A 9,571-nucleotide genomic window follows, 5' to 3' on the forward strand; every position below is an offset into this window, starting at 1 on the left:
AGCTGGGCTGCCTGGGCAACCTGGAAACCGGCGAAGCCGGCGAAGAAGACGGCATCGGCGCCGAAGGCAAGCTGGACCACAGCCAGATGCTGACCGATCCCGAAGAAGCTGCCGTGTTCGTCAAGGCCACCCAACTGGACGCACTGGCGATCGCCATCGGCACCAGCCACGGCGCCTACAAGTTCAGCCGCAAGCCCACCGGCGACATCCTGGCGATCTCCCGCGTCAAGGAAATCCACGCCCGCATTCCCAACACCCATCTGGTGATGCATGGCTCCTCCTCCGTGCCCCAGGAGCTGCTGGCCATCATCAACCAGTACGGCGGCAAGATGAAGGAAACCTACGGTGTGCCGGTGGAAGAGATCCAGGAAGCCATCAAGTACGGCGTGCGCAAGATCAATATCGACACCGACATCCGTCTGGCAATGACCGGCGCGGTGCGCAAGTTCCTGGCCGAGAACCCCGACAAGTTCGACGCCCGCGAATGGCTCAAGCCTGCCCGCGAAGCGGCCAAGCAGGTCTGCAAGGCCCGCTACATCGAGTTCGGCTGCGAAGGCCAGGGCGCCAAGATCAAGGGCTACAGCCTGGAACAAATGGCCAGGAAGTACGCCGCCGGCGATCTGGCACAACTGGTCAAGTAAGACTGGTCAAGCACATCCCGCTGGATGGCTGTCAGCGCTTTACCGTAAGCGCTGATGGCTGAAAGCCCCAAAGCCCGCAGCCTTGCCCCTGCGGGCTTTTTTGTGCGCCTGCTACCGCTGTTACCAAGGTGACGCTGCATGTTTCCTAGGGTTACTACAGTATCGAACGACCGTGCTTTTTATCACAATGGCCGGATCGGACATATGACACGGAGACAGAAGAATGAGTGAGCGTCCTTGGCTGAGTGCCTATCCGGAGGGAGTGCCTGCGGACATCGATGCGTCCCGGTATCCATCGCTGGTGGCCTTGATGGAAGAGGCATTTGCCAAGCATGCCGACAAGGTGGCCTATTCCTTCATGGGCAAGGAGCTGACCTTTGCCCAGGTCGATGCGCAGAGCAAGGCCTTTGCGGCCTATCTGCAAAGCCTGGGACTGCAGCGCGGCGACCGCGTGGCCCTGATGATGCCCAATATTCCTCAGTATCCGGTGGCGGTGGCCGCAGTGCTGCGTGCCGGCTTTGTGCTGGTCAACGTCAACCCGCTCTACACGGCGCGCGAGCTCGAGCATCAGCTCAAGGATTCGGGTGCCAAGGCCATCGTCATCATCGAGAATTTCGCCAAGACGCTGCAGGACGGCATGCAGGGCAGCGCCGTTCAGCATATCGTGCTCTGCGCCATGGGCGACGAGCTGGGCCTTCTGAAGGGCATGCTGGTCAACTACGTGGTGCGCTCCGTCAAGAAGCTGGTGCCGGTCTTCAGCCTGCCCGGTGCCGTGCGCTTCAAGGATGCGCTGGCCAGAGGGCGCGGCGCGAGCCTGAACGCGCCGGTGCTCAGGGCCGACGATATGGCGCTGCTGCAATATACGGGGGGCACCACGGGGGTGAGCAAGGGGGCGGCGCTGCTTCACCGCAACATCATCGCCAACGTGCTGCAGTCCGAAGCCTGGAACGAGCCGGCCATGAACAAGGTGCCGGCTGGCGAACAGCCCACCTGCATCTGCGCGCTGCCGCTCTATCACATCTTCGCGTTCACGGTGAACATGATGCTGGCCATGCGCACCGGCGCAAAGACCGTGCTGATCCCCAATCCGCGCGATCTCAAGGCCACGCTCAAGGAACTGTCCAGGCACCGCTTCCACAGCTTTCCGGCCGTGAACACCTTGTTCAACGGGCTGGCCAACCACCCCGACTTCGACACCGTGGATTGGAGCCATCTCAAGGTGTCGGTGGGTGGCGGCATGGCCGTGCAGAGCGCTGTGGCCGAGCTGTGGCTCAAGAAGACCGGTTGCCCCATCTGCGAGGGTTACGGCCTCTCGGAGACCAGTCCCTCGGTCACCTGCAACCCGGTCACCGCCACGGCCTACTCGGGCACCATCGGCGTGCCCCTGCCCAGCACCTATGTGAAGCTGGTCGACAGCGATGGCCTGGATGTGACCGAGCCGGGCCAGCCCGGCGAAGTCGCCGTGCGGGGCCCGCAGGTCATGGCCGGTTACTGGCAGCGTCCCGACGAGACTGCCAAGGTCATGACGGCAGACGGCTACTTCCTGACCGGGGACATCGGCACCATGGACGAGCGCGGTTTCGTGAAGATCGTGGATCGCAAAAAGGACATGGTCATCGTCAGCGGCTTCAACGTCTATCCCAACGAGGTGGAGGATGTGGTCTCCAACTGCCCCGGCGTGCTCGAGTGTGCCGTGGTCGGCGTGCCCGACGAGAAATCCGGTGAGGCCATCAAGCTCATCGTCGTCAAAAAGGATCCGGCGCTGACCGAGCAGGCCATCCGCGATTACTGCCATGCGAACCTGACCGGCTACAAGCGCCCGCGCCACATTGTCTTCCGCACCGACTTGCCCAAGACCCCCGTGGGCAAGATCCTGCGCAGGGAGCTGCGCGACGCCTGAGAGTTTTCATCTTGTTCTTCAAGGCGAGTTCACAGGAGCGCTTGGCGCTCCTTTTTTTATGCCGACCACAGGCGCCTGCCCGGATGCAAAGACGACAAGACCCTGCTGGCAAAGAAATGTGCTTGTGGCCCTCGGCCAAGTTTTCCTATAATTGTTTCGCCAAATGAACCTGGTTTTATTAGTAAAACAAAAAGCATGCTGCTTTTTGTGTTCACCAACGGTTTCAGGAGAGACATATGAGCGATAGCGCACAAGACAGCAGCCCCCGCAGCTGGGACCGCCCCGAGGGCTCCAGCTTTGAAGACTGGATGAACACACGCATTGCGCGTTTTGCCACGCGCAAGTACGACTTCGATGCCTTGAAGTTCCAGGCCGATTTCGACCCCAAGTACCGCCGCGGCCAGATGCGCTACATCGGCACCGGCGGCACGGGCGTGGCCTCCGACAGCAACACCATCCCGTCGGAGAACTTCACCTTCTCCACCATGGTGATTCCTGCCGGCCATGAAGGTCCTTCGCATCTGCACACCGATGTCGAAGAAGTATTCTTTGTGATGCGCGGCAAGCTCAAGCTGGTGCTGGAAAAGGACGGCGAACGCTTCGAGACCATCCTGACCGATCGCGATGTGGTGTCGGTGCCGCCCGGCGTGTACCGTGAAGAGATCAATGTCGGTGATGAGGATGCGCTGATGTGCGTGATGCTGGGCGCCAAGAAGCCCGTCACCCCGACCTATCCGCCCGAGCATCCGCTGGCCAAGATCAAGCGCTGAGCTGCGCCATGCACGAGGATTTGCTGTCGCGGAAACTGCAGCTGCTGGAGACCGGATTTCCCGAGCGACTGGTACAGCTTCCGCAGGGTGCCCAGGTTGCCTGGCGCGAGGCAGGCGATGAGGGCTCGGACTTCGCGGTGGTGCTGCTGCATGGCATCAGCTCCGGGGCGGCATCCTGGCTGGATGTGGCACTGCAGCTGGCTGGCAGAGTGCGTGTCCTGGCCTGGGATGCGCCCGGTTATGGCGCGTCCACGCCGCTGGCGAAGCCGGCGCCTGCCGATGCCGACTATGCGCAGGCTCTGGCCCAGTCACTGCTGGTGCTGGGCGTGCGGCGCTGTCTGCTGGTCGGTCATTCCCTGGGCGCCCTGATGGCTGCCAGGCTGGCAGTCACGGCGGCCCCCGGACTGGTCGAGCAACTGGTGCTCATCAGCCCGGCCGGCGGTTACGGCGCAGCGGCCAAGGCCGAGCAGCAAGCCAAGGTGCGCGAGGGACGTCTGGCTTCGCTGGCCGAGAAAGGTGTCGCCGGCCTGGCGGCCGTCATCGACCAGCGTCTGGTGTCTTCCGAGGCCACCGAGGCCGTGCGTGCCTGGGTGCGCTGGAATACGGCACGCATGCAGCCTCAGGGCTATGCGCAGGCGGTCGAGCTGCTCTGCGGCAGCGATCTGGCGCAGGCACAGGGCAGGCTGGGCATGCCGGTTCAGGTCTGGGTCGGCGAGCACGACGTGGTGACTCCGCCTGCAGCTTGCAAAGCCTGGTCCGAGTTGCTGGGCGCGCACTACGGTACGCTTGCGGCTGCCGGTCATGCTTCACCCGTGGAACAACCTCAGGAGGTTGCGCATAGGCTGGCATCTTTGTTGAACCAAAGCTATTGCCCGAACACCAGCTGATTGCCATGAGCGAAACCCCAGAGATTTCAACCAACGACCAAGACCGATATACCGTGCCCGCTCTCGAGCGAGGACTGCGACTGCTGGCCTGCTTTGGCCCGGAGCACCCTGTCTGGAGTGCGCCCGAGCTGGCGCGCAAGCTCGATCTGCCGCGCTCCACGGTGTTCCGGATGTTGACCACGCTTGAAAACTCGGGGTATCTGCAGCGCAGCGGCACCGAATACCGGCTCGGTCTCGCGGTGCTGCGACTGGGCTATGACTATCTGTCCACCCAGCCGCTGGCGCAACTGGCCGAGCCTGTGCTGCAGGCCTTGTGCGATGAACTGGGCATGACCAGCAACCTCGCATTGCGCGATGGCACTTCCGTGGTCTACGTGGCTCGCATCACTCCGTCCGGAGCATTCCAGGGCGCGGTACGCGTGGGCTCGCGTCTGCCGGCGCATGCGACGGTCCTCGGGCGAGCGCTGCTGCATGACATGGATGGCGCGCAGCTGCGCTCGGTGTTTGGCGGCGAGGAACTGCCCCAGTTCTCCGAAAGCACGCCGCGCAATATCGACGAGTTGCTGGGCCTGCTGGCCCAGGACCGCGAGCGTGGCTACGCCATGGGCGAGGGCTTTTACGAGCCAGGTGTTTCCAGTATTGCAGCGCCGGTGCGCGCTGCAGACGGGCGGGTGGTGGCGGGGCTGGCGATGGCCATTCCGTTTACCGAGCTGGGGCCCGAAAAAACCCAGCTCTGGGTGGAGAAGGTGCAAGCGGCGGCAGCAGCGCTGTCAGCCCATTTGCGCCAGCAGCACCCGGACCATTTGCGCTGACCCTCTTCACGCCGGGCCAGCGCATTTTTCAGGAGGCTAGAGATGAAAAATATTGCTTTGATCGGCTGCGGCGCGATTGGCTCCAGTGTGCTGGAGCTTTTGAGCGGAGATACCCGGCTGCAGGTGGGCTGGGTGCTGGTTCCCGAGATCACGCGAGCCGTGCGCGAGACAGCGGCCCGTCTGGCGCCGCAGGCGCAGCTGGTGCAGGCCTTGCCCGCCGACGCGGCGCCGGATCTGCTGGTGGAGTGTGCAGGCCATGCCGCCATTGAACAGCATGTGCTGCCGGCTCTGGCGCGCGGCATCCCGGCGGTCATCGCATCCATAGGCGCCTTGAGTGCCCCGGGCATGGCCGAGCGTGTACAGGCGGCGGCCGAGGCCGGCAAGACTCAGGCCCAGCTGTTGTCGGGCGCCATCGGCGGCATAGATGCCCTGGCGGCGGCGCGTGTCGGCGGACTGGAGACGGTGGTCTACACGGGGCGCAAGCCGCCCAAGGCCTGGAGCGGCACTCCGGCCGAGCAGGTCTGTGATCTGGACGGCCTGACCGAGGCCTTCTGCATTTTCGAGGGCTCGGCGCGTGAGGCCGCACAGCTCTATCCCAAGAATGCCAATGTGGCGGCCACCTTGTCGCTGGCCGGACTGGGGCTGGACAAGACCATGGTGCGTCTGTTTGCCGATCCTGGCGTCCACGAGAACGTGCACCAGGTCGAGGCGCGGGGTGCGTTCGGCGCCATGGAGCTGACCATGCGCGGCAAGCCGCTGGCGGCCAATCCCAAGACATCGGCGCTGACGGTGTACAGCGTTGTGCGCGCGGTACTCAACAACGTGGCACCGCTGGCCATCTGATACGGCGCCGGGCCGGCATGCGTCGTGTGCTTTGTCGGCTTGGCACCTCTCTTGCTTGTTGCTGAAACCTGCAAGCAGATCTCCCCACTTCAGCATGGTGTCACGCCTGTGCGAATATTTCCTTGCGCGTCGTCAAACAGGGCGCGCATCGAACCTCGGTCGGCTTGACATCTCCACCCTCTGGAACCCTCATGCAACGCTCCGAATTTCTCAAATCCTGCCTGGCACTGGCCAGCGTCCTGGCCCTGCCCGTCGCTCATGCGGCGACCGCCACCGAGCAGCTTTCCGCCGCGCAGTTCACCATCATTGCCCCTTTTCCCGCCGGCGGTCCCGTGGACATCCTGGCGCGCATTCTGGCGACCGGCCTGACCGAGCACTACAAGCAGGCCGCCATCGTCGATAACCGCCCCGGAGCCAGCGGCAATATCGGCATCGACATGGTCAAGCGCGCCAAGCCCGACGGCCATACGCTGCTGGTCGTGCCTCAGGGCAATCTGACCATCAACCCGACGCTGATGCCCAAGCTGCCCTACAGCGTGTTCGGCGACTTCGTGCCTGTGGCTTCCATGGGGCGCACGGCCAATGTCATTGCGGTCAATCCGCAGGTGCCGGTCAGGTCGGTTCAGGAGCTGGTGGCGCTGTCCAAGGCCAAGCCCAACTCCATCAGCTACGCTTCGCCCGGCGTGGGCTCCAGCCTGCATCTGGCCGGCGAGCTGTTCAAGGACAAGTCGGGCGCGGACATCATGCATGTGGCCTACAAGGGCTCGACCCAGGGCGTGACCGATGTGCTGGGCGGCACCATTCCCATGATCGTGGCCAATCTGCCCACCGTGCTGCCCCATGTGCAGTCGGGCAAGCTGCGCGCGCTGGCCGTGACCGACGGCGCGCGCTCGGGCTTCTTGCCCAATGTGCCGACCCTGGCCGAAGCCGGCGTGCCGGGGATTGCCATTTCCTCCTGGTATGGCGTGCTGGCTCCGAAGAACACGCCGCCAGAGGTGGTCAAGCAGCTGGGCGAGGATATCGACAAGATTCTGAAGACCCCGGCGGCGCTCAATCAGCTCAAGGCACAGGGCATGACGCCCTGGGTGGTCAAGGGCGAGGCCTTCGGCGAGCTGATCCGCAAGGAAGCCGGGCTCTGGGCGCCCATCATCAAAAGTCATGACATCGAGGCGCAATAAGCCCTCGTGCTCTAATCGCGCCTCTTGCGCATCCTCCAAAAGCGGCCTGGTGCCGCTTTTGTGCTTTCTTTCGTGCTTTCACCAGGGCCGCCTGGCCCATGTTCCGGAGTACCCCCATCCATGACGCTCGCCATTCTCAGCGCTCTTGCCGAAGAACAACACGGCCTGGTCGACGCCATGCAGGACATGCAATGCCTGCGCCATGCCGGACGCGACTTCTGGCTGGGCCGGTTGCACGGGCATGAGGTGGTGTGCGCGCTGTCGGGCATAGGCAAGGTGGCCGCCGCCACCACCACTGCCGCGCTGATCGAGCGCTTTGGTGTGCGCGGCATTCTGTTCACCGGCGTGGCGGGAGGCATCGGCGCGGATGTGAATGTGGGCGATGTGGTGATCGCGCGGACTTTCCTGCAGCATGACATGGATGCCTCGCCGATCTTTCCGCGCTGGCAACTGCCCGGCTACGGTCGCAGCACCCTGGCCTGCGACGAGGCGGCGACGGACAGACTGGTGCAGGCCGCCGACTCGGCACTGCGCGCGGGCATCGTGGCGGACTACGCCTCGGCCCGCGTGCACCAGGGCCTGATTGCCAGCGGCGATCAGTTTGTCGGCTCGCACCAGGCCAGCGCGCGGCTGAAGGCCGATCTGGAGGCCGCAGGCCATGTCGTGCTGGCCGTGGAGATGGAGGGCGCGGCCGTGGCCCAGACCTGCCTGGATTACGGCATGCCGTTTGCCGCCATGCGCACCATCTCGGACCGTGCGGATGACAGCGCCCATGTGGACTTCTCGGATTTCGTGCGCACGGTCGCCAGCCGATACGCGCAGAGCATGGTGCTGGACTTTCTGCGCCGCACGCCAGTGACGGCGCAGATGACAAGCTAGCTTTCAGGTGGCTTTGATCGCCTCATGCACAGCATCTTCATGCGGTTCTGAGCCTGGATGCCTTTACTGGCAGGCGTGAAAGCTATCCATCTTGATGAATCTCGATCCGGCCTGCCACCGGCGCAGGCCGGATACCTTTTGTTGCCCCGTTTTCCTTTCAACCGCGCTTGTCGCGGTTTTTTTACGCCCGTATGTCGTTGTGTGCTGCGGACTACGGGTTTCTCCGGGTATTGACTCAAAAGAAGGCTCACTAAACTGCAGGCTTGTTTCAAGAAAAAAGTGTCATTTCATATTTGAAACAAACAAGGTTTAAGATGACCCTCAACACCATGCCTTCCACCGGTCAGCTCGCTGGGCGCCGGATCCTTGTGACCGGCGCTGCGCGCGGCCTGGGTTTTGCTTTTGCGCAGACGCTGTGCCAGCAGGGGGCGCAGCTTGTGATGGCCGATCTGCGCGCCGAATTGCTGAACGAAGCCGTTGCCAAGCTGCGCGCCATGGGCTTCGAGGCTCACGGCGTCGCCTTTGATGCCAGCAACCCGGCTTCCATAGAACAGTGCGCACAGCAGGCCGTGCAGACCCTCGGCGGTCTGGATGGCCTGGTCAACAACGCGGCCGTGACGGACTCTGGCGGCAAGGGCATGGACGACATTGCCCTGGACAAATGGGACCAGGTGATGAACGTCAATGTGCGCGGCGTCTGGCTGATGACCCGTGCCTGCCGCGCGGCTCTCAAGGACAGCGGTCGCGGTGCCATCGTCAATCTGGCTTCCGACACTGCCATGTGGGGCGCACCCAACCTGATGGCCTATGTGGCCAGCAAGGGCGCCGTGATGGCCATGACGCGTTCCATGGCTCGCGAGCTGGGCGCGGATGCCATCACCATCAATGCCGTGGCTCCGGGCCTGGTGCTGGTCGAGGCCACCGAGTACGTGCCCGAGCACCGCCATCGCCTCTATATCGACCAGCGCGCGCTGCAGCGCGAGCAGGGGCCCGAGGATGTCTCGGGTGCCGTGTCCTATCTGCTGTCCGACGGTGCGCGCTTTGTGACGGGCCAGGTCCTGCCCGTCAACGGCGGCTTCGTCATGAACTGATATGAATTACCCCCCGAGTCGCTGCGCGCCTTCCCCCCAGGGGGACGACAGCCTCGCTGCGGGGCGGCCCTTGCTTGCTGTCTCTGGCGACAGAAACGGTGCATGCAGCGGGGGAGCTTCTGGCTTGGGCGCAACAAGCTGGAATGAACCGAAAGTTGGATATGTCTGCTTCCACTATTCCTGAAGATACCGGTGGCGCGCCGGACGGCGGCTCCGACAAGTACATGGTGCCCGCGTTGGAGCGCGGTCTGCGCCTGCTGCAGGAGTTCGGCCGCGACAACGCAACGCTGGGCGCGCCCGAGCTGGCGCGCCGCCTGCAGCTGCCGCGCGCCACGGTGTTCCGCATGCTCAACACGCTGGAGAGCATGGGCTTTCTTCAGCGCGCCGAGGGCGGCAACGACTACCGGCTGGGCCTGTCCGTGCTGCGTCTGGGCTTTGAGTTCCTGTCCTCCATGGACCTGACCGAGCTGGGTCAGCCCGTGATCGCGCGGCTGTGCGAGGAAATCCGCTTCCCCTGCAACATCGTGGTGCGCGACGGCCGCTCCATCGTCTATGTGGCCAAGGTCACGC

The 9,571-nt window shown here is 63.8% G+C and carries 10 protein-coding genes; all 10 read left to right on the forward strand.

All coding sequences use genetic code 11. The features are described from left to right. A partial coding sequence (locus E2583_RS19745) for a class II fructose-bisphosphate aldolase (RefSeq protein ID WP_291597931.1) occupies positions 1-641 on the forward strand: 641 nt, incomplete at its 5' end. A gap of 223 nt (positions 642-864) precedes the next feature. Beyond that, a complete protein-coding gene (locus E2583_RS19750) occupies positions 865-2,541 on the forward strand; it encodes a long-chain-fatty-acid--CoA ligase (RefSeq protein ID WP_291597932.1) in 1,677 nt (558 codons plus the stop codon). Between the two features lie 236 nt (positions 2,542-2,777). Next, positions 2,778-3,311, forward strand: a complete 534-nt coding sequence (locus E2583_RS19755) for a cupin domain-containing protein (protein ID WP_291597933.1) — start codon at positions 2,778-2,780, stop codon at positions 3,309-3,311. An 8-nt stretch (positions 3,312-3,319) separates the two neighbouring features. Next, positions 3,320-4,198 (forward strand): alpha/beta hydrolase, encoded by an 879-nt coding sequence (locus E2583_RS19760; protein WP_291597934.1) that lies wholly within the window; start codon positions 3,320-3,322, stop codon positions 4,196-4,198. A gap of 5 nt (positions 4,199-4,203) precedes the next feature. Next, the gene (locus tag E2583_RS19765; RefSeq protein ID WP_291597935.1) at positions 4,204-5,010 is read left to right on the forward strand and encodes an IclR family transcriptional regulator; all 807 of its coding nucleotides are present in this window, start codon (positions 4,204-4,206) and stop codon (positions 5,008-5,010) included. A gap of 42 nt (positions 5,011-5,052) precedes the next feature. After that, positions 5,053-5,853, forward strand: a complete 801-nt coding sequence (locus tag E2583_RS19770) for an aspartate dehydrogenase (protein WP_291597936.1) — start codon at positions 5,053-5,055, stop codon at positions 5,851-5,853. Between the two features lie 191 nt (positions 5,854-6,044). Continuing rightward, positions 6,045-7,031: a tripartite tricarboxylate transporter substrate binding protein gene (locus tag E2583_RS19775; RefSeq protein WP_291597937.1), complete on the forward strand. Its 987-nt coding sequence runs from the start codon at positions 6,045-6,047 to the stop codon at positions 7,029-7,031. 120 nt (positions 7,032-7,151) lie between these two features. Next, the gene (locus E2583_RS19780) at positions 7,152-7,910 is read left to right on the forward strand and encodes a 5'-methylthioadenosine/adenosylhomocysteine nucleosidase (RefSeq protein WP_291597938.1); all 759 of its coding nucleotides are present in this window, start codon (positions 7,152-7,154) and stop codon (positions 7,908-7,910) included. Between the two features lie 314 nt (positions 7,911-8,224). After that, on the forward strand, positions 8,225-9,001 hold the full coding sequence (locus E2583_RS19785; protein ID WP_003060420.1) for an SDR family oxidoreductase: 777 nt from the start codon (positions 8,225-8,227) through the stop codon (positions 8,999-9,001). A 161-nt stretch (positions 9,002-9,162) separates the two neighbouring features. Then, a partial coding sequence (locus tag E2583_RS19790; RefSeq protein WP_291597939.1) for a helix-turn-helix domain-containing protein occupies positions 9,163-9,571 on the forward strand: 409 nt, incomplete at its 3' end.

The organism is Comamonas sp. (assembly GCF_009360615.1).
GTDB lineage: Bacteria > Pseudomonadota > Gammaproteobacteria > Burkholderiales > Burkholderiaceae_C > Comamonas.

Bases quoted from the DNA above. Each gene is read 5' to 3' on its own strand.
- E2583_RS19750 (WP_291597932.1), top strand. From the start codon at position 865: ATGAGTGAGCGTCCTTGGCTGAGTGCCTATCCGGAGGGAGTGCCTGCG.
- E2583_RS19755 (WP_291597933.1), top strand. From the start codon at position 2,778: ATGAGCGATAGCGCACAAGACAGCAGCCCCCGCAGCTGGGACCGCCCC.
- E2583_RS19760 (WP_291597934.1), top strand. From the start codon at position 3,320: ATGCACGAGGATTTGCTGTCGCGGAAACTGCAGCTGCTGGAGACCGGA.
- E2583_RS19765 (WP_291597935.1), top strand. From the start codon at position 4,204: ATGAGCGAAACCCCAGAGATTTCAACCAACGACCAAGACCGATATACC.
- E2583_RS19770 (WP_291597936.1), top strand. From the start codon at position 5,053: ATGAAAAATATTGCTTTGATCGGCTGCGGCGCGATTGGCTCCAGTGTG.
- E2583_RS19775 (WP_291597937.1), top strand. From the start codon at position 6,045: ATGCAACGCTCCGAATTTCTCAAATCCTGCCTGGCACTGGCCAGCGTC.
- E2583_RS19780 (WP_291597938.1), top strand. From the start codon at position 7,152: ATGACGCTCGCCATTCTCAGCGCTCTTGCCGAAGAACAACACGGCCTG.
- E2583_RS19785 (WP_003060420.1), top strand. From the start codon at position 8,225: ATGACCCTCAACACCATGCCTTCCACCGGTCAGCTCGCTGGGCGCCGG.